18 protein-coding genes, 1 tRNA gene and 2 pseudogenes are annotated in these 19247 nt (G+C 70.0%); 10 read left to right on the top strand and 11 right to left on the bottom strand.

The genetic code is table 11. The features are described 5' to 3' along the window. Positions 1 to 209 precede the first annotated feature (209 nt). The 3 genes and pseudogenes from ACIBK0_RS23220 to ACIBK0_RS23210 all read left to right on the top strand — a co-directional run. A complete protein-coding gene (locus ACIBK0_RS23220) occupies positions 210 to 665 on the top strand; it encodes an ATP-binding protein (protein WP_399082977.1) in 456 nt (151 codons plus the stop codon). 187 nt (positions 666 to 852) lie between these two features. Next, positions 853 to 1599, top strand: a pseudogene (locus tag ACIBK0_RS23215) (intradiol ring-cleavage dioxygenase); the annotation flags it as partial. 9 nt (positions 1600 to 1608) lie between these two features. Further along, positions 1609 to 2319: pseudogene (locus tag ACIBK0_RS23210) on the top strand (triphosphoribosyl-dephospho-CoA synthase); the annotation flags it as partial. On the opposite strand, the gene ACIBK0_RS23205 reads toward ACIBK0_RS23210, so the two are convergent. The 4 genes from ACIBK0_RS23205 to ACIBK0_RS23190 all read right to left on the bottom strand — a co-directional run bounded on the left by ACIBK0_RS23205 (position 2294) and on the right by ACIBK0_RS23190 (position 8431). Beyond that, complete coding sequence (locus ACIBK0_RS23205; protein WP_399082974.1) at positions 2294 to 3715, bottom strand: MFS transporter; 1422 nt, start codon at positions 3713 to 3715, stop codon at positions 2294 to 2296. The pseudogene ACIBK0_RS23210 and the gene ACIBK0_RS23205 sit on opposite strands and share 26 nt — an antisense overlap. 113 nt (positions 3716 to 3828) lie before the next feature. Next, positions 3829 to 5202 (bottom strand): PLP-dependent aminotransferase family protein, encoded by a 1374-nt coding sequence (locus ACIBK0_RS23200; protein ID WP_399082971.1) that lies wholly within the window; start codon positions 5200 to 5202, stop codon positions 3829 to 3831. A gap of 125 nt (positions 5203 to 5327) precedes the next feature. Beyond that, positions 5328 to 6830: an aminopeptidase P family protein gene (locus ACIBK0_RS23195; RefSeq protein ID WP_399082968.1), complete on the bottom strand. Its 1503-nt coding sequence runs from the start codon at positions 6828 to 6830 to the stop codon at positions 5328 to 5330. A gap of 89 nt (positions 6831 to 6919) precedes the next feature. Further along, the gene (locus ACIBK0_RS23190) at positions 6920 to 8431 is read right to left on the bottom strand and encodes a PP2C family protein-serine/threonine phosphatase (RefSeq protein ID WP_399083267.1); all 1512 of its coding nucleotides are present in this window, start codon (positions 8429 to 8431) and stop codon (positions 6920 to 6922) included. Between the two features lie 483 nt (positions 8432 to 8914). Here ACIBK0_RS23190 and ACIBK0_RS23185 point away from each other — a divergent pair, with 483 nt between their 5' ends. Continuing rightward, a complete protein-coding gene (locus ACIBK0_RS23185) occupies positions 8915 to 9580 on the top strand; it encodes a bifunctional DNA primase/polymerase (RefSeq protein ID WP_399082965.1) in 666 nt (221 codons plus the stop codon). A gap of 56 nt (positions 9581 to 9636) precedes the next feature. Continuing rightward, on the top strand, positions 9637 to 10197 hold the full coding sequence (locus tag ACIBK0_RS23180; protein ID WP_399082962.1) for a hypothetical protein: 561 nt from the start codon (positions 9637 to 9639) through the stop codon (positions 10195 to 10197). Positions 10198 to 10430: 233 nt separating this feature from the next. Here the strand turns inward: ACIBK0_RS23180 and ACIBK0_RS23175 are convergent, their stop codons facing one another. The 3 genes from ACIBK0_RS23175 to ACIBK0_RS23165 form a co-directional block, all read right to left on the bottom strand. Further along, positions 10431 to 11399, bottom strand: a complete 969-nt coding sequence (locus tag ACIBK0_RS23175; protein WP_399082959.1) for a DUF5926 family protein — start codon at positions 11397 to 11399, stop codon at positions 10431 to 10433. 168 nt (positions 11400 to 11567) lie between these two features. Continuing rightward, the gene (locus tag ACIBK0_RS23170) at positions 11568 to 12206 is read right to left on the bottom strand and encodes an ATP-binding protein (RefSeq protein WP_399082956.1); all 639 of its coding nucleotides are present in this window, start codon (positions 12204 to 12206) and stop codon (positions 11568 to 11570) included. Positions 12207 to 12323: 117 nt separating this feature from the next. Continuing rightward, positions 12324 to 13133: a glycerophosphodiester phosphodiesterase gene (locus tag ACIBK0_RS23165; RefSeq protein WP_399082953.1), complete on the bottom strand. Its 810-nt coding sequence runs from the start codon at positions 13131 to 13133 to the stop codon at positions 12324 to 12326. 257 nt (positions 13134 to 13390) lie between these two features. Between ACIBK0_RS23165 and ACIBK0_RS23160 the strand changes: the two genes are divergently transcribed. Both ACIBK0_RS23160 and ACIBK0_RS23155 read left to right on the top strand, forming a co-directional pair. After that, on the top strand, positions 13391 to 14887 hold the full coding sequence (locus tag ACIBK0_RS23160; RefSeq protein ID WP_399082950.1) for a S1C family serine protease: 1497 nt from the start codon (positions 13391 to 13393) through the stop codon (positions 14885 to 14887). A 46-nt stretch (positions 14888 to 14933) separates the two neighbouring features. After that, a tRNA-Ser gene (locus ACIBK0_RS23155) sits at positions 14934 to 15018 on the top strand. A gap of 156 nt (positions 15019 to 15174) precedes the next feature. Here ACIBK0_RS23155 and ACIBK0_RS23150 read toward each other — a convergent pair. Further along, positions 15175 to 15648, bottom strand: a complete 474-nt coding sequence (locus tag ACIBK0_RS23150) for an ArsI/CadI family heavy metal resistance metalloenzyme (protein WP_399082947.1) — start codon at positions 15646 to 15648, stop codon at positions 15175 to 15177. 79 nt (positions 15649 to 15727) lie between these two features. Here ACIBK0_RS23150 and ACIBK0_RS23145 point away from each other — a divergent pair, with 79 nt between their 5' ends. From ACIBK0_RS23145 to ACIBK0_RS23135, 3 genes are read left to right on the top strand one after another with little or no spacing between them, the layout of a single operon-like run. Then, positions 15728 to 16108 carry an ArsR/SmtB family transcription factor gene (locus tag ACIBK0_RS23145; protein ID WP_399082944.1) on the top strand — a complete coding sequence of 127 codons (381 nt, stop codon included), beginning with the start codon at positions 15728 to 15730 and terminating at the stop codon, positions 16106 to 16108. Beyond that, positions 16105 to 16848: an aquaporin gene (locus ACIBK0_RS23140; RefSeq protein WP_399082941.1), complete on the top strand. Its 744-nt coding sequence runs from the start codon at positions 16105 to 16107 to the stop codon at positions 16846 to 16848. Before ACIBK0_RS23145 ends, ACIBK0_RS23140 begins: the two co-directional genes overlap by 4 nt. A gap of 27 nt (positions 16849 to 16875) precedes the next feature. Next, positions 16876 to 17298 (top strand): arsenate reductase ArsC, encoded by a 423-nt coding sequence (locus ACIBK0_RS23135; protein ID WP_399082938.1) that lies wholly within the window; start codon positions 16876 to 16878, stop codon positions 17296 to 17298. A 92-nt stretch (positions 17299 to 17390) separates the two neighbouring features. Here the strand turns inward: ACIBK0_RS23135 and ACIBK0_RS23130 are convergent, their stop codons facing one another. The 3 genes from ACIBK0_RS23130 to ACIBK0_RS23120 form a co-directional block, all read right to left on the bottom strand. After that, on the bottom strand, positions 17391 to 17816 hold the full coding sequence (locus ACIBK0_RS23130) for an Hsp20/alpha crystallin family protein (protein ID WP_399082935.1): 426 nt from the start codon (positions 17814 to 17816) through the stop codon (positions 17391 to 17393). A 209-nt stretch (positions 17817 to 18025) separates the two neighbouring features. Continuing rightward, a complete protein-coding gene (locus ACIBK0_RS23125; RefSeq protein ID WP_399082932.1) occupies positions 18026 to 18298 on the bottom strand; it encodes a hypothetical protein in 273 nt (90 codons plus the stop codon). Positions 18299 to 18461: 163 nt separating this feature from the next. Next, on the bottom strand, positions 18462 to 19031 hold the full coding sequence (locus ACIBK0_RS23120) for a DUF5994 family protein (RefSeq protein ID WP_399082929.1): 570 nt from the start codon (positions 19029 to 19031) through the stop codon (positions 18462 to 18464). Between the last annotated feature and the right edge of the window lie 216 nt (positions 19032 to 19247).

Raw genomic sequence — 19247 nt, 5'->3', positions numbered from 1 at the left:
GCACTGGCCCCACCCACTCCTGACGGCAGGTCCGCAAGGTGACGTTCGACCCGCAAGATCACCATATGCGGCGAGCCGAACGCACATACACCGGTTTCTGTCGCGCGCGCATCCGCCGTATGGGCGGTATCACGTCAAGTGGGCGATTGCGCACGGGTGCTTGCGGCAATACGTAACGGTATGTCGAGCCGCGGCCGGGAGGCTGGAGCATGAGCATCTGGTGGTCACTCCATTTGCGGCGCGAAGCTGCGAGCGTTCCGCTCGCCAGACGCCTGCTGCTCGGCACGATGGAGAGCGCGGGCGTCGACCCGGACGTCTCCTACGACCTCTCCGTCGCGCTCACCGAGGCCTGCGCGAACGCCGTCGAGCACGGCGGGGACGTGGCGCACGGCGCATCGGCCGAGGCCTACCGGGTGACCGCCTACCTCGACGGCGAGAAGTGCCGCATCGAAGTCGTCGATTCCGGCCCCGGTTTCCCGGTCGGCCGTGCCCGCACCCCCCTGCGTCCGGCGCGCGGCGATGCGGAGCACGGGCGCGGCCTGTGTCTGATCCAGGAGCTCGCCGACCACGTCCACATCGGCAACGAGCCGGGGCGGGGCGGTGCGGTGGTCAGCTTCGACAAGATCCTCAAGTGGAAGAAGGACCCTTCTTTGCTGACGGCCTAGAGCTCTGAGCAGCGGTGGAGCCCCACGGCACTGGGTCGAGGGCGGAGGCACGGAGGACCTCGCGCAGCTGTACGAAGGTCATCTGCCACTGCTGTCGAACGGCTTGGAGTTCTAGGGCAGGCACTCGCGCGGTCTCCCGCCTACTTCAGCTTTCTCAGAGTCCACAGGTCGATCACAGTGCACCCCCATGCCTTTGAGGGCTGACGTTCCTAATTTTCCCAGCAGGACGGGAAGCCACAAAGACAGGTCGATCACCCGGCGCCGCGCCATCGCGGTGACCGGAGGCACGGTCGCCGCCGGAGGCCTCGCGGTCGCCGGATACCAGGCGGCGTTCGCCGACGAAACGACCACGACCGACGCACAGGCCACCGCCTCGGCGAGCTCGAGCAGCGGCACCTGCGTGCTGATGTCCAGCGTCACCGAGGGGCCGTACTACCTGGACGGCGCCCTGGTGCGGAAGGACATCACCGAGGGCAAGAGCGGTGTTCCCCTGACGCTGCGCATCACCGTTCAGGACACCACCGACTCCTGCAACCCGGTCCCCGGCGCCGCCGTGGAGATCTGGCACTGCGACGCCTGGGGCTACTACTCCGACTACACCACCGCCAATCCCGGGGGCTCCACGCCCGCCGAGAGCGAGGACGGCTCCACCGCCAACGACCAGACCTATCTGCGTGGCTACCAGATCGCCAACGCCAACGGGGTCGTCAAGTTCGAGACGATCTTCCCGGGCTGGTACACCCCGCGCACCTGCCACATCCACGTCAAGGTGCACACCGGCGGCGAGAAGGAGGACGGCACCTACGAGGGCGGCACGGTCAACTACACCGGCCAGCTCTTCTTCGACGACGACATCGCCGAGGAGATCTTCGTGCTGGAGCCCTACGCCCAGCACACCGGCAACTACACCCAGCTCGCCGACGACATGGTCTACGGTGTTCTCCACTGTTCCCTGCGCTGGTCGGCCAAGGCGCTGGAGCCCGGCCTCGCGGCCATGGCGGCCGCCGCTCGCCGCACCGGTCACCCCACGCCCGAGCTCCGTGCGGAGCTGGGGGCGATCGGCCGGTCCACCGAGCACTCGGTGGCCCTGGCGGGTGGTGGCCACCGCGGCGCCCTGTGGGCTCTCGGGCTCCTGGTCGCGGGCGCGGCCCTGAACCCCCGTGCCAGGGGGAACGACGTCGCCGCGACCGCCAAGCGGATAGCGGCGCACGCCGACCGGCGGGCGCCGCGGCGGCCGTCCCGGGGGTCGTCCGTGTCGGCGAAGTACGGTGCCGCCGGGGCGCGGGGAGAGGCGCGAGCGGGATTCCCCCACGTACGGCGGGCGTTGGACGCGCTTGCCACGGCCCGCACGGCCGGTGCGCCCGAACCGTACGCCCGGCTCGACGCCCTGCTCACCGTCGTGTCCACCCTCCAGGACACGGAGTTGCTGTACACCGCCGGGCCCCTTGGGCTCCGCCATGTCCAGGCGGGTGCCCGTGGGGTGCTGGAAGCGGGCGGGACCTTCACGGAGGCGGGTCGCGAGGCGCTGTCCGCCTTCGACGACGACCTCCACGCGCGCGCGTGGAGTCCGCGTGGGAGCGGGGCGCTTCTTGCCGGGGCGCTGTTCGTGGACTCGTTTCCGGTGGTGGTCAACTCAGCGGTGCGGGCTGCCTGAGAGGGGCACCCAACGCCGGTGCTGAGCTCGGGGCGGATGCGCTTACCGGCGCGACAGGGTGCCGCTGCGCCCACCCGTGCCGCCCCAGCGGCACGATTGTCCGCGGCTGGGACGGGTGGGTTGGTGTCGCGGCGGCGCGATCGCCCGCGGCTATGTACGGGCGTTCGCCGACCCGCCTCGTGGCAGCCCACCTCGTTGCCGGCCCCGTCCCATACGAAGCCCCCACCATCAAGCCCCCCAGCAGCAGCCACCCAGGAGTCCCCCAGCTCACCAGCAGGGTCGTCAGGACGAGTGGGCCCACGGTGCGGGCCACGGTGATGCCGGTGCCGAAGAAGCCCTGGTATTCACCCATGCGGTCCGACGGGGCGAGGTCGAAGGCCAGTTGCCAGGAGCCCGCGGACTGCTGCATCTCGGCAACGACTTGGAGGACCGCGCCCACCACGAGGATCCCAGCGGCGAGAAGCGGGGAGGCGCCGGACGACAGGGCGAAGACCGCGCAGGACGCCAGCATGACCCACCCGGAGCGGCGTATTGCGCGTGTGGCGGTCGCGAGGCCCGTGACACCGCGGGCCATCCGTACCTGGAAGCCCATCACCGCACCCGTGTTGAGTACGAACAGCGCGGAGACCAGCCAGGCGGGCGCCTCGGTGCGCTCGGTGATCCACAGCGGGATGCCGAGGCTCAGCAGCGGCATCCGTAGCAGCAGCACGGTGTTGAGGAATGTGACCAGCACGTACGGGCGGTCGCGTAGGACGCCGAGTCCTTGTCCCCGGCGCACCGCCACGGGTGCCGCGGCCGGCACCGACGGCAGCCGCAACAGCAGTGCCGCGCACAACAGGAAGCTCACCGCGTCCAGTGCGAACACCCCGAGATACGCGGCCCGCGTGCCGGCGTGCAGCGCGAGTCCGCCGAGGCCCGCCCCCACCGCCAGACCGGCGTTGAGCGTCGACTGGAGATGGGCGAGCAGCCCGGTCCGCTCCCCGGCCGGCACCAGTCCCGCGAGCAGCGCCTGCCGGGCCGCAGCGAGTCCCGACTGCGCCGACGCGTACGCGCATGCCGCGAGGACGAAGGGGACGAAGCCGCGGACGACCAGGAAGGACGCCACCGCCGCCGCGGTCGCCAGCGCCAGCAGCATCGCCGTGCCACGCGGCCCGCGCCGGTCGGCGAGCCGGCCCAGCGGCACTCCCACCAGCGAGCCGACCGCCCATGCGACGGTCAGCCCGAGCCCCACACGTGCGGGGGCGAGTCCCACGACATGCGTGAAGTACAGAGCGGACGTCACGTAGTAGGCGCCGTCCCCCACGGAGTTGCCCAGTTGAGCGACGGCGAGGACGCGCTGCGGGCCGGCCGGCGGAAGGAGGCGGCTCGACGTGGGACGTGCTGCCGGATTCGTCATGCCTTCGACGCTACGGACTGGGTGGACCGCTCAACAGGCCCATTCCTCACGCCTTTTCATGACCCAATCCATGGTCGTCCCATGACATCCGTCAGCTCCGGCTCGGACTGGGCTCACACCCCGTCGAGCACCCGCCCCAACACCTCCAATGCCTCGGGATACAGCCGCTCCCGAGGCGTCCCGTACCCCACGACCAGCCCCTGCGGCCGCTCCTGACCGGGTGCGTGCCAGTGGTCCCCGAGACGGCCGACCGTCAGCCCCTCCTCCTGCGCCCGCGCCAGTACCTCCGCCTCGTCCGCCACCTCCACCAACGCGTGCAGCCCGGCGGCGATCCCCCGTACGCTCCTGCGCGCCCCCAGCCGGTCCAGGAGCTGGTCCCTGCGCCGCCGGTACCGCAGTCGGCACGCGCGCACATGGCGGTCGTAAGCGTGGCTGTCGATCATCTCGGCGAGCGCCAACTGGCCGATGGACTCGGTGTGATGGTCGCTGTGCAGTTTGATGTCGGCGACCGCGTCGACCAGGTGCGGCGGCAGCACCATCCAGCCGAGGCGCAGCGCCGGTCCGAGCGTCTTGGAGGCCGTCCCCAGGTACACGACATGGCCCGGCGCCATCCCCTGCAGAGCGCCGACCGGCTGCCGGTCGTAGCGGAACTCCCCGTCGTAGTCGTCCTCGACGATCAGTCCGGCACGCGCGCGTGCCCAGTCGGTGAGTGCCCGCCGCCGCTCGGGGTGCAGGGTCACGCCGGTCGGGTACTGGTGCGCCGGCGTGACGACGACCGCGTTCGCGCCAACAGCAGCCAACTCGCCCGCACAGGCGCCGCGTTCGTCGACCGGCAGCGGCACCACGGTTCCGCCGCTCTTGCGCACCACATCCCGGTGGAACGGCAGCCCCGGGTCCTCCATGGCGACCGTCCCGCCGTCCAGCACCCGCGTGAGGAGCGCGAGCCCCTGTACGTACCCCGAAGTGATGACGATCCGCTCGGGCGGCGCGATCACCCCGCGTGCCCGCCCCAGGTAGCCCGACAGCGCCGTCCGCAGTTCGATCCGGCCGCGCGGATCCCCGTAGTCGTACGCCAGGGAGGGTGCCGTCGCGATCGCGCGGCGCAGGGATCGCAGCCAGGCCGCCGCCGGGAACGTACCGACGTCCGGGCTGCCGGGGCGCAGATCGAAACGCGGTGCACGCGCGCGTGCACGCCCGTCCGGCGCCTCCAAGGAGGTGGTCGGCAATCGGGCGACCTCGGTGCCCGACCCCTGCCGCGCGGTCAAATACCCCTCGGCGATCAGCTGGTCGTACGCCCCCTTCGCCGTCCCGCGCGAGAGACCCAGCTCGGCCGCGAGCCGCCGGGTCGCGGGCAGTCGGGTGCCGGGAGCGAGCCGTCCGTCGCGCACGGCGTCCCGCAGGGCGCGCTCGAGCCCGGCCCTGCGCCCCGCCGTGGCGTCCGGTTCCAGATGCAGGTCCACGCCGACGCCGGACCAGAAGTCGTCCACGAAAAGCCGCCCCCTAGGCACACCAAAACCCCTGGGGTCACCGGACCCCCTGGACACACCAATGGCCGGGTACCCAGAAGGGCACCCGGCCAGCAGTCTTGTATCAGCCCTCGCGGGGCACTATGTCAGCCCTTCAGGGATGCCATCCAGGCCTCGACCTCGTCGGAGCGGCGCGGGAGCCCCGCCGACAGGTTCCGGTTGCCGTTCTCGGTGACCAGGATGTCGTCCTCGATGCGGACGCCGATGCCCCGGTACTCCTGCGGAACCGTCAGGTCGTCCGCCTGGAAGTACAGGCCCGGCTCGACGGTCAGGCACATGCCCGGCTCCAGCGTGCCCTCGACATACGTCTCGGTCCGCGCGGCGGCGCAGTCGTGGACGTCCATGCCGAGCATGTGGCCGGTGCCGTGCAGGGTCCAGCGGCGCTGCAGCCCAAGGTCCAGGACGCGCTCGACCGGGCCCTCGACCAGACCCCACTCGACGAGCTTCTCGGCCAGGACGCGCTGCGCCGCGTCGTGGAAGTCGCGGTACTTGGCGCCCGGCTGCACGGCCGCGATACCGGCCTCCTGGGCCTCGTACACGGCGTCGTAGATCTTCTTCTGGATCTCCGTGTACGTGCCGTTGATCGGCAGCGTGCGCGTGACGTCGGCGGTGTAGAGCGTGTGCGTCTCGACGCCCGCGTCGAGCAGCAGCAGGTCGCCGGAGCGGACCGGGCCGTCGTTGCGCACCCAGTGCAGGGTGCAGGCGTGCGGCCCGGCGGCACAGATCGAGCCGTATCCGATGTCGTTGCCCTCGACCCGCGCGCGCAGGAAGAAGGTGCCCTCGATGTAGCGCTCGCTGGTGGCCTCGGCCTTGTCCAGGACCCGTACGACGTCCTCGAAGCCGTGCACGGTCGAGTCGACGGCCTTCTGCAGTTCGCCGGCCTCGAACTCGTCCTTGACCAGCCGCGCCTCGGAGAGGAAGACCCGCAGCTCCTCGTCGCGCTCGGCGGTCACCTTGTCGGTGAGGGCCGCCTCGATACCGGCGTCGTAGCCGCGCACGACACGAACCGGACCGGTGGCTTCCTTCAGCTTGTCGGCCAGCTCGCGCACGTCCGAGGCGGGGATGCCGTACAGCTGCCCGGCCTCGGCGAGGGAGTGGCGGCGGCCGACCCACAGCTCGCCCTGGCCGGACAGCCAGAACTCGCCGTTCTCGCGGTCGGAGCGCGGCAGCAGGTAGATCGTCGCCTTGTGGCCGCCCCTCCCATCCGGGGAAGTGGTCGGCTCCAGGACCAGGACGCCGTCCTCGGTCAGGTTGCCGGTGAGGTACGCGTACTCGACCGAGGCGCGGAAGGGGTACTCCGTGTCGTTCGAGCGGGTCTTCAGGTTGCCCGCGGGGATCACCAGGCGGTCGCCCGGGAAGCGCGCGGAGAGCGCGGCGCGGCGGGCGGCGGTGTACTCGGCCTGTGCGATCGGCTCCAGGCCGCGCAGCTCCGTGTCGGCCCAGCCGGACTTCATGTTCTCGGCCAGCTCATCGGACACGCCCGGGTACAGGCCGTTCTTGCGCTGCTTGATCGGCTCCTCTTCGCCCGCTTCGTCAGCGGCGTCGTCGAGTACGGCTTCCGGGGTCTCCGGGGTGAGCGCCTCCGACACGGTCTGCCTCCTAGATACGACTCTGGACCCCCACCATCGTACGGTCGTGCTGAAGGGGGCCCAGGGCCGGAAGACCTGTTACGTACGGCTCACTCGAATCGTGCCGCCAGGAGTACGACGTCCTCCTGGCTGTCGGCCTCGTCGAGCCCGTCCGGCAGCACACTGCGAAGAACGTGGTCGACGATCGCGCCGGGGTCCTCGCGCAGCGCCCGGGGGACGCTCGCCGCCGCCGCGTGCAGCCGGGCGAAGGCGCGGTCCATGGGGTCACCGGTGCGGTGCAGCAGGCCGTCGGTGTAGAGCAGCACGGTCTCGCCGGGCCCGGTGGTCAGTTCGACGCTCGGCGCCTCCCAGCAGGCGAGCATCCCCAGCGGGGCCGACAGCGAGGTCTCCACGAATTCCGTGCGCCGCGCGCCGATCACCAGCGGCGGGCTGTGTCCGGCCCCGGCCAGCGTGAGCTTGCGCAGCGCGGGCTCGCAGTACGCGAAGAGAGCGGTCGCGGAGCGGGCGGGCTCGGTCAGCCGCAGCAGCAGTTCGAGATCGGACAGGACGGCGACGGGGTCCTCGCCCTCCATCACGGCGTACGCCCTCAAGGACGCCCTCAGCCGGCCCATCGCGGCGACCGCGCTGGGCCCGCACCCGGTGACCGAGCCGACGGCGAGGCCGAGCGCGGCGTCGGGCAGCGGCAGCGCGTCGTACCAGTCGCCGCCGCCGCGCGGCCCCGTGCGGTGCCGTGCGGCGAGCTGGACGCCGGAAACCCGGGGAAGCCGTGGGGGGAGCAGCTCCTCGGAGATCGTCGTCATGCACGCGCGCGTGCGCTCCAGTTCCACCAGCCGTGCCAAGTGCTCGGTCGCGTAGCGGGCGTAGAGGCCGACGAGATGGCGCTGGCGCTCGACCGGTTCGGCGGGCTCGTCGTAGAGCCATACGGCGGCGCCCAGTCGGCCCGCCGCCTCGGTGGCCAGAGGGAGTGCGTAGCTCGCGGCGTAGCCGAGCCGGGCGGCCACCTCGCGGTGGCGAGGGTCGAGGCCGTCCTCGGAGAAGAGATCGGGCTGGGCGATCTCGCCCTCGCCGCCCGGCAGTCCGTCCAGGATCTTTCCGTACGACATGGAGCTGCGCGGCACGGTCTCGATGTGGCCGAGATCCGCCCGGGCGAGGCCGAGGCCGATCGTGGTGTCGGGGCCGAGTGCGTCGCCCGGTTCCAGGACGACGAGGCCGCGCCGGGCGCCGACGAGGGCGGCTCCGGCGCGCAAGAGTTCCTGCAGCGCCTCGCTCAGTGTCGCGGTGCGCGCCAGGCGCTCGGTGAGTTCGTGGAGCGTGGTGAGATCCGAGACCCAGCCGGCGAGGCGATCTTGGAGAACGGCTCCGGCGCCGGTGGAAGAGGTGGCCGAGGAGGCACCCGTGGCGGCAGGCGTCGGCGTGACAGTGTGTGCGGGCGAGGGAACCGTTGAATCGATTCCAGCCACTTTCGGAAGGTGAGGGGCGTTCATGGCGTCCGGCTTTCCGACCGGTGCGTATTGCTCAATAGCATCGCAAACCCCCATGTCGTTCTGCGCCGCTGGCAGTGTCTCCACATGTACACGCACTCGTGAGGGGATGTCCAGCATTGTCCTGCTGGGATTCCTGGTGTCCATGAGACTGTCGGTAACCCTTGCGGGAAAGCAAAGTTGGCTTAAAACTGACTCGGGCAACGGCTTATTGAGGTCGACTGGCCTAGTTCGACGGAGCGTCACAGCGGTCGTGATGGGTACGTACTCGGAGAAGGCCAGGGGTGGTTGAGATCAGCCCGGAACCTGGCACTGGACCCGGGCGTCTTAACCACCGACGACCGTGCCCCATCCTCCCGTGGCGGAGGCGGCAAGAAATACGCGGGACAGTAAAACGCCAGGCGCCGCCACCCCACGCCATGCCCATGCTTTAGATAGACGCAGTATGGACGCGGACGCAGCCAAACGCTCGGCCCAGAGGGGTTCCCCTTGCCTCCAGCAGGGGTGTGATGCGCCAGCAGGTACGCACAGTGAAGTGATCGACACATGGTGTGATGTGGTCCTCGGTGTTGCCAGGCGTGCAACGGAAAGGAACGAGCGCTCATGCGCGAGATCCTCGGAAGGCGACGCAGGCTCCTGTCCAGGCGAAACAATGGGAGGCCTGAGGTGCTCGGCGCGGCCCTGACCTTCGCGACCGAATGGCGGTGGCCCGTACTCCCGGGTGTGGCGGCGGACCCGCAGGGGCGCGCCCGCTGCGGATGCCCCGACCCGGAGTGCACGGTGCCCGGCGCCCATCCCTTCGACCCCGGTCTCCTCGCGGCCACCACCGACGAGCGCATGGTGCGCTGGTGGTGGACCAACCGACCGTCGGCATCCATCGTGCTGGCCACCGGCGGCACGGCCCCCTGCGCGGTGAGCCTGCCCGCCCTCGCGGCGGCCCGCGCCCTCGACGCCCTCGACCGCAAGGGCATGCGCCTCGGCCCCGTCGTCGCGTCCCCCACGCGCTGGTCGATCCTCGTCGCGCCCTACTCCATGGAGCAGCTCGGCGAGCTGCTCTACGCCAAGGACTTCGTTCCCGGCTCCCTCCGGTTCCACGGCGAGGGCGGCTACATCGCGCTGCCGCCGTCCGAGACCGGCCAGGGCCAGATTCGCTGGGAGCGCGCCCCGATGCCCGGCTCGGCCGCCCCCTGGGTGCCCGATGTCGAGGCCGTGGTGGACGCCGTGGTGGAGGCCCTCACTCGTACGGGTGTGAGCGCACCCGAGTTGTAGGGGTGTCGGGCGCGCGGCGAACCGAACGCCCGCTCCCGCTCGTTATCGTCCGCCCTATGCTGCGTCATTCCGTGGGGTGGCCCCCAGACCCCCGAAGAGTCCGCCTGGTGGCGCTGGCAGGCGTCGTGGCGTTCATCGTCGCGCTGCCGCTGGCTGTGGCGTTCGCCGGCCCCGTGGGCGACGCGGACCCCGGAGACGTACGCGGGTCCGCGCGTGCCGATGACCGACCGCAGACTCCGGAGCCCACGCGCTCCCCCCTGCTGGTCGGTCTCGGCCTCGCCACCGCGGTCCGGTGCGGACCCGAACTGTCCTCGCCCGACGGTATCGAGGCGCAGACCTGTGTCCTCACGCAGGGTGAGGACACCTGGGCACGCACCTACTACCGCAACGCGACCGGCGACGAGCTGAGCTCCGTGCTGAGCGTCATGGGACCCGGTGGCCGCACGGTGCAGATCAACTGCGCGGTGGGGGCTGACGACGATCCGGGGGTGTGCGAGACGCCCAGGGAGCGGACGACGGGCGATGCGGGGGCCTACACGGCGGTCGCGGAGTTCGCGAAAGGCGCCGGGGCCCGTGGGCCGCTGTTGCTGCGCTCGGGGAGCAACTCGGGCCTGTAGCAAGGCCGTTGACGGCGCAAGGGATGGCGCACATGGAAAGACCCGGTTGCTGGCGACGGGGGATGCACCAGCAACCGGGCTACTCGAACGGTAACAAGAGATCGGCGGTTCGCAAATTCGATCTCGGCTATTCGGACACGGATTTACCTGTCGCAACGGGGAGTTGTGACAGGAGTCACCCGTTTGTGAGGTCCTGACCGGCTGACCGGCCGGTCAGTTCCCCCGTCTGTGTGTCAGCTGAGAGTCACCTGTCGGTTGGTGAGACCGCCGCGCGCGCGCCGCTCCTCCGGGGTGAGCGGTGCGTCCGTGGCCAGAGCAGTGGCGAGGCGCTCGGCGAACTCGGCCGCCGGCTTCTCGGTGTCGTCCGCCGTGACGCCCGTCGGCAGGTCCCAGACCGGCACCGTGAGCCCGTGCGCACGGAAGGAGCCGACCAGCCGGGTGCCCTCTCCGAGGCTCGACCGACCGGCCGCGTGCAGCCGGGCCAGCGCGTCCAGAAGCTGCTCCTCCGGGTGGGGCATGACCCAGCGGAGGTGGTTCTTGTCGGGGGTCTCGCACCAGTAGGCGGCGTCGACCCCGGAGAGCTTCACGGTCGGGATGGCGGCGGCGTTGGCCCGCTCCAGAGAGGCGGTCACTTCCGGCGTCGCGTTCTCCGCGTCCGGGACCCAGAATTCGAAGCCCGCGTGCACAACTGGCTCGAACGCGCCTTCGGGGTCGAGCAGGTCCTGCAGCCGCGGACCGTCGGCCGGGGCGCGGCGGCCCTCCACCGGAGTGCCGGGCTGCGCGGTGAGTGCGCGCTGGAGGGTGTCGGCCAGGTCGCGGCTGATGTCGCCGGACGCCGTGTCGTTCTGCAGACCGAGCAGGACCGAGCCGTCGTCGCGGCGCAGCGCGGGCCATGCCATCGGCAGGACGGTGGCGAGTGTGACCGAGGGGACGCCCTCGGGGAGCTTCTCCTTGAGCTTCAGCTCGACGGTCGCGGCGGGCACCAGCTCGCGCAGCGCGACCCAGTCGCCCTCGCCCGACAGGCCCTCGAAGGGGCGGTGCACCAGCTCGGTCACGGCGTGCGCGGCCGCTCGGCCGTGACAGGCCTTGTAGCGGCGGCCACTGCCGCAGGGGCAGGGCTCGCGAGCGCCGACAACCGGGATCTCGCCGCCGTCCTTCAGCTGCGGCTGCTTGGCCTTCGTCTGGGGTCGCTTCTTGCCCATCGTGGGTGTCTCCCGATCACGGCTCGTCTCGTACGGGCGCGAGCCTAGCCGTTCGTGCGAGAGCCGACGGGACCCTGTGGACAACGCACCGGGTCGTCCCGGAACGGACGCTTCGGCCGAGGTTGTTGTCGTGACGAATCGAGCCCGCTCGGCGTGGCGCGGTCGGGTTCAGTCGAGGTCGTCGAAGGCGTCCGCGAAGTCCAGCTCGGGTATCGCCGACACGGTCGGTGACGCGACGCGCGTAGCGAAATCGTCACGCCGACGCGCGGCTGCCGTGTCACTCACGTCTTCCTGCACGACGACCCACACCGTGACCTCGCCGCGGGCGTCGTCCCGTACGCCCCAGTCCTTGGCGAGCGCCCTGATGATGTTCAGCCCGCGGCCGCCGTGTGCGGTGACCGAGGGCGTGGCCGGAACCGGGCGGGTCGGACCACCGCCGTCCGTCACTTCGACGGTGAGTCTTCCGGACGGGTCGATGCGCCACGCGGCCCGCACGTCGCCGTCGCCGGCAAGGGCGTCACCCAGCGGCCTGCCGTGTCTGCACGCATTGCTGAGCAGTTCGGAAAGGATCAGTACGGCGTCGTCGACGACCGATTCCGCCACGCCACCGGAGCGCAGCTGATCACGCATCCGGTGTCTTGCTTTCCCCACGCCCGCAGGGCCATGGGGTACGGCCATGCTCGACGACGTGGGCACCTCCTGTGCCACCACCAACGCCACCCCCGAGACCTCCTTTGCCCCACGCCACGGTGTGAATGCCCCTTTGGACTGGACCGGAAACCGGCCAATCCACGTCTGCTGACGCACTCGTAACGATCGAACACGGAACGAACGCGCCGGTGCACTCCCTGTAATGGCGTGGCCCGAATTCGACGACGGATTCGGGGATTCCGAAGGCGGCTTCCTGGAAGCGGTGCGCCGGAGTCAGCTGCCCAGCTGGCGCAGCACCGCGCGCGGGCGGTTGGTGATGATGGCGTCGATGCCCAGCTCAACGCAGAGATCGACGTCCTCGGGCTCGTTCACGGTCCAGACGTGTACCTGGTGTCCGGCTCGTTTCAGCCGTTCGACGTACGCGGGGTGACTGCGCACGATCCGCATCGAGGGGCCCGCGATCCGGACACCCGCCGGCAGCCGTCCGTCACGCAGTCGGGGCGAGATGAACTGCAGCAGATAGACCGTGGGCAAGGTCGGGGAAGCGGCGCGGACGCGGGACAGCGAGCGCGCCGAGAAGCTCATGACGCGTACGGGCGACTCGGCGGCGGACTCGGGGGCGTCCAGGCCGAAACGCTTCAGCAGAATCAGCAGCCGCTCCTCGACCTGGCCCGCCCAGCGGGTCGGGTGCTTCGTCTCGATGGCCAGCTCGACGCGGCGCCCCGCGTCGGCGACGAGTTCGAGCAGCCGCTCCAGGGTGAGGACGGAGGTGTCCTGCGGGTCCCCGGGGCCGTACTCCCAGTCGGGGGACTCGTCGCGGTTCTTCCACGAGCCGAAGTCCAGCGCGGCGAGCTCGGCGAGCTCCAGGGCCGAGACCGCTCCGCGGCCGTTGGACGTACGGTTGACGCGGCGGTCGTGGACACAGACGAGATGGCCGTCCGCGGTCAGCCGTACATCGCACTCGAGGGCGTCCGCACCGTCCTCGATCGCCTTCTTGTACGCGGCCAGGGTGTGCTCGGGGGCCTCTTCGGAGGCACCTCGGTGGGCGACGACCTGAATCGGGTGCTGTCGTGCGAGGGTCACCGCGTCATGGTGCCACCGTCAGGGGGCTGATGTGAGGTCCGAGACATCAGGAATGCATCGATTTCGCCAGACGTGTCCGTTATAAAGGATGGCCCCGGACCCACAGGCACCGCTTATGGTGCTCTGACGTCCGGTGGGAAAAGCTGACGGCGTACAAAAGCACATGCACAGCTGAATCGCGCCGGGCCGTCGACAAGCGTGAGTGAGCGTGACCGAGTGCGACCGAGAACAACAGCCGTGGATCGAGGAGAAGAGCTGTGAGCACCGAGAACGAGGGCACTGCAGTACCCCCGGCCCCGTCCGCACCTCCTGTGCCGGTGGAAACTCCCGCTGCTTCCGCGCAGAACGTTGCGCCCGACGGGGGCGCGCCGACCACCCCGATCCCGGCGGTGCCTCCGAGCGCCCCCGGCGCGCCGGAGCAGGCACCGGCGCTCGCGGAGCAGCCGGCGTACGCGTCCGTCGGGGCCGGACAGGGCGCCGACCCGCACGCACAGGGCACCGGAGCCCCCGGCTCCGCGGCCGAGGCGGGCTGGCCGCCTCCGCCGCCCGCCGTTCCGTCTTACGCGGACGGCGGCGGCTCGGGGGCCGGCGGCTGGGGTTCCTCCTACCAGCAGCCCGCGCCGAAGCCGAAGAACGGGCGCGGCGGCCTGGTCGCCGCCATCCTGGTGGCCGCGTTGGTCGCGGGCGGTGTCGGCGGCGGCATCGGCTACTCACTGGCCAAGAACAACGACAACGCCACCGACTCGACGACGGTCTCCGCCCCGAGCAGCAGCGGCGATGTGAAGCGCGCCTCGGGGACGGTCGCGAACGTGGCCGCCAAGGCGCTGCCGAGCACGGTCACCATCGAGGCCGAGAGCACCAGCGGCGAGGGCGGCACCGGCACCGGCTTCGTGTTCGACACTCAGGGCCACATCCTCACCAACAACCACGTCGTGGCGGACGCGGTCGACGGTGGCAAGCTCACCGCTACCTTCCCCGACGGCAAGAAGTACAACGCCGAGGTGGTCGGCCACGCGCAGGGCTACGACGTCGCGGTCATCAAGCTCAAGAACGCCCCGTCGGACCTGAAGCCGCTCGCCCTCGGTGATTCCGACAAGGTGGCCGTCGGCGACTCCACCATCGCGATCGGCGCGCCCTTCGGTCTCTCGAACACGGTGACCACGGGCATCATCAGCGCCAAGAACCGTCCGGTGGCCTCCAGCGACGGCAACGCCAGCAGCAAGGCCTCGTACATGAGCGCCCTGCAGACGGACGCCTCGATCAACCCGGGCAACTCGGGTGGCCCTCTTCTTGACGCGCAGGGTGCGGTCATCGGCATTAACTCGGCGATTCAGTCGTCGAGCGGCGGCGGCCTCGGCGGCGCCAGCCAGTCCGGCTCCATCGGCCTCGGCTTCGCGATCCCGATCAACCAGGCCAAGCACGTGGCCCAGCAGCTGATCAAGACGGGCAAGCCGGTCTACCCGGTGATCGGCGCCTCGGTCTCCCTCGAAGAGGGCACCGGCGGTGCGAAGATCACCGAGCAGGGCGCGAGCGGTTCGGACGCGGTCACCCCGAACGGCCCCGCCGACAAGGCCGGCCTCAAGCCCGGCGACGTCATCACCAAGCTCGACGACCACGTGATCGACAGCGGCCCGACCCTGATCGGCGAGATCTGGACCCACCAGCCCGGCGACACCGTCAAGCTCACCTACACGCGCGACGGCAAGACCCAGACCGTGGACGTCACCCTGGGACAGCGCGAGGGCGACAGCTGACCGGCTAGTCTTGTCCCCGCGCCGTCGACGATCGTGGACGGCGCGGGGTGGGTTGCCCGAGCGGCCTAAGGGAACGGTCTTGAAAACCGTCGTGGCGCGAGTCACCGTGGGTTCAAATCCCACACCCACCGCGCAGTTGAACGGCCCCCGACCGGTGAAATGGTCGGGGGCCGTTCTGTTGCCCGATGGTTCCCGCTGTTCCCCGTGGGTTCCCGTCAGATCGGGCACGACTGGGGCACGGCCCTTATGGCGAGTTGAGACAGCAGGCTGCCTGAAAGATCGTTCGATCACTTGCCGCAGGCGCAGCCCGCTGCTGTCGGAGCTTCTTCCGCGGCCTGGCTGGTGCAGCACCCGTCACCCGTCGCGCTGGGGTCGGCGCTCTTGCCGAGGGTGTCGGCGTCGGCCTTGACGACGTAGACCTCCCACGGCTCCTGGCCCGGCCCATGGACCCACACCTTGTCCTGGAGGGCGTAGCAGCAGGATGTGTCGTTCTCTTCGAAGGTGGCCAGACCGGCGTCCTTGAGACGGCTGGTGGCCTCGCTGACCTGGTCGGTGGATTCGACCTCGACGCCGAGGTGGTCCAGGCGGGTGTCCTGTCCGGGCTCGCCCTCGATCAGAACGAGCTTGAGCGGGGGCTCGGTGATGGCGAAGTTGGCGTAGCCCTCGCGCCGCTTGGCCGGTTCGGCGCCGAAGAGCTTCGAGTAGAAGGTGATCGACGCTTCCAGGTCGCTGACGCGCAGGGCGAGCTGAGCACGGGACATGGCAGGGCTCCCATCGGCTTGCATTGATGTCTGTCGATGCAAGCTTGTGACTTGGATCGAAGGATGTCAACATAGACGCATGTCGAAGCAAGAACTTGTAGTGCTCGGGCAGGGCGACGAGGCCGTTGCATGCTGCCCGGGGCTGGTGACCGCGCCTCTGGATGAGGATCAGGCCGTAGAGCTGGCGAGGCTTTTCAAGGCGCTGGGCGACCCGGTACGACTGCGCCTGCTGTCGATGATCGCCTCGCAGGCAGGGGGGGAGGTCTGCGTGTGCGACCTGACCCCGGCCTTCGACCTGTCCCAGCCGACGATCTCGCATCACCTCAAGCTGCTGCGGCAGGCCGGTCTGATCGACTGCGAGCGCCGGGGCACGTGGGTCTACTACTGGGTCCTGCCCGCCACCCTCGACCGGCTCGCCGCGTTCCTGAAGACGTCGCAGACGGCCGAGGTGACCGCGTGAGCACCTCACTGGGACGCCGGGCCGTCGCCGAAGCTGTGGGGTCGGCCGCCCTGGTCACCGTGGTGGTCGGCTCCGGGATTCAGGCAACCGAGTTGACCAGGGACGTCGGTGTCCAGCTGCTGGCCAACTCACTGGCCACCGTCTTCGGCCTGGGCGTGCTCATCGCCCTGCTGGGGCCGGTTTCCGGGGCCCACTTCAACCCTGTCGTGACGCTCGCCGCCTGGCTCACCGGCCGCCGCAGCAGAGACGGGCTGACCGGACGGGACGTAGCCGCCTATGTCCCGGCCCAGACCGCGGGGGCTGTCGTCGGGGCGATCGTGGCCGATGCCATGTTCGGCAAGCCGCTGGTGCAGTGGTCCACCCATGACCGTTCCGCCGGTCACTTGTTGTTGGGCGAGGTGGTCGCGACCGCCGGGCTTGTCCTGCTGATCTCCGGACTGGCCCGGACCGGACGCGCCCAGTTCGGCCCAGTCGCCGTGGCGTCCTACATCGGCGCGGCGTACTGGTTCACGTCCTCCACCTCGTTCGCGAACCCGGCGGTTACCGTCGGCCGAGCCTTCACGGACACGTTCGCCGGCATCGCGCCGGGCTCGCTCGCCCCGTTCATCGCCGCGCAGGTAGTCGGTGCCGCGCTTGGACTGGGGCTGGTGACCGTAGTGTTCGGGCGCTCGGCAGCCGTGCAGACCGACGCTGTCCCTCTTCAGGGCGAACCTGAACTCGCGGCTCCCTCCCTCCCCTGACCCATCCTGCCGAGAAAGACACCAGCCATGAACACTCCCGCCGCGCTGCCGTCCGTCCTGTTCGTCTGCGTCCACAACGCCGGACGCTCACAGATGGCTGCTGCGTTCCTCACGCACCTTGCGGGCGACCGCGTACAGGTCCGCTCCGCCGGGTCCGCACCCGCCGACACGGTCAACCCCGCTGTCGTCGAAGCACTGTCGGAGGCGGGCATCGACATCTCCGCCGAGGTACCCAAGGTGCTCACCGTCGAGGCCGTCCAGGCGTCCGACGTGGTCATCACCATGGGGTGCGGCGACACCTGCCCCGTCTTCCCCGGCAAGCGGTACCTCGACTGGGAGCTCCCCGACCCGGCCGGACAGGGAGTCGACGCCGTCCGCCCCATCCGTGACGAGATCGAGAAGCGCATTCGCGGCCTGATCGACGAGATCGCCCCGGCGGAGCAGGCGTGACTGCCCCAAACGGCGTTCGCATCGTGGCCATGGGTCCCGAACACGCTGACGAGGTTCTGACGATCTATCAACTCGGTATCGAAGAGTGGGGCTCAGCCGCGGATCTGCTTGGGAGTGTTTCCGCCGGTGATGGCGATCTTGCGGGGCTTGGCCTGTTCGGCGATCGGGATGCGCAGCCGAAGCACCCCGGCGTCGTAGGCGGCGTCGATGCGTTCGGTGTCCAGGGTCTCCCCGAGGAAGAACTGGCGGCTGAAGGAGCCGGTCGGCCGCTCCGCGATCAGTACTTCGGCGTTCTCACCCGCGCTGGGGCGGCGTTCGGCCTTGACCGTCAGCACGTTCCGCTCGACGTCCAGGTCGATCGTCTCGGGATCCACACCGGGCAGGTCCAGTTCGACCACGAAGATGTCACCCTCCCGGAAGGCGTCCATAGGCATTGCCGCCGGCCTCGCGGCGGCGCCCAGCAGCTGCTGGGTCAGTCGGTCGAACTCACGGAAGGGGTCGGTTCGCATAAGCATCATCAGTCACTCCCTTTCCCGAGGCGGGATGCAACATGGCAACATCGCCTATTTGACTATATAAATCTCAGTACTAGACATGACAAGGACGGACTCAATCCTGCGCTCGCAGACCGGTTGTTCAAACGACGGGGGATTGGAACCAGAGCCGTCACCAATCCCAGGAGACCCTTTTGCCATGCGGTCCCTGACCGGATGGGGCCCGCGCCGTGTCAGCCGCGTTCCTCCTCTTCGACCTCCATGAGCCGGATTCCCTGATGTGTCAGTGTGACCATCGCGGGTGTGTTTCCTTGGGCCCAGTCGACGGTGATGAGTCCCTCGCCGACCAGATATGCGCAGGCGGCGGCCAGATCCTGCTCGGGGACCTGGAGGTCGTCGTGCAGCTTCGCCCCGGTGACGCCGAGGAGACGATTGCCTTCCGTGGCCTCGTACAGGGCCTTCATGATCGCTTCGCGGTAGTGCTTCCGCTCGTGGAGTGTTGCCATGACTGCCGCCCAATCGTGCCAGGCGCCGACGAGGGTCCTCGCCTCAGATTTCGTCCGTCTGTGTGAGGTCCTGCACGGAGGACTGACTGGCTGCCAGCCAGGACCGCGTCGGCTCTGCCGTGTGCGTGGTGTCCACGGCGAGGTGATGGCGATCTCCACGTCCTCACCTCCCTCGGGCGGAGCTCATAGATCCGGGCGGGTTCGGGTTCTCGGCCGCCGCTGCGGCATGCCCGCCTTCGGTCTCCCACTCCTCTTCTCGGTCCAGCGACTCCTTCGCCTCGCGGGAGGTGTCCTCGTTCGCCATCAGAGCGCTGGCGGTGGCGAGCCCGTTGGGGGTGGCTGCGGCGGCCATCAGTCGGGCGGCGGCAGCCGCACCGGTCTCCGGCGGGATCACCAGCAGGTCCCAGCGGCCCGCGGTGTAGGAGAGCAGGATCAGCTTGTGCGGGTCCTGCTCGTCGGCGAACCAGCCCACGTGCACCGTGTGCCCCGCCACGGGCACCTTGTGAGGGATCACGGGCCAGTGGGCCGGGTTCACCGTGACACGCGTAATCCGGCCCCAGCGCGCGTCCAGCACGTCGATGAGGGCGGGCAGTTCACGGGAAAGATCGCGAGAGCGAGGCCACCAGGCGCCGTCCAGGAGACCCGGGGCGGACCCCGCCGGAGTCAGAGACAGGCGGACCGGTGGTGAGGTCACGCGCTCACTGGTAGTCATACGGTCGATGGTCGCGGTCATGGCGCGAACCTGTCCCCGGGGCTTGTCTTCGACGTCCCGGCGTTGTTGCTCGCCGAGAACGACACCGGCGTGAGAGCCGGTGCGCGAAGTACTCCCGGCACCTCTACTGTACTCCGGGCACGGTCCGGTGAACCCGTGCGTGACCTGCCATTTCATCGGGAACCCGGGTCTGGATCGGCGGCGCGCGTGAGCCTGGACGTGGGCACACGGAGTACG

This window comes from Streptomyces sp. NPDC050564, from assembly GCF_044457265.1.
Lineage (GTDB): Bacteria > Actinomycetota > Actinomycetes > Streptomycetales > Streptomycetaceae > Streptomyces.
The sequence above is the reverse complement of the archived record's forward strand: the minus strand, read 5'-3'. Positions and strand labels throughout refer to the sequence as shown.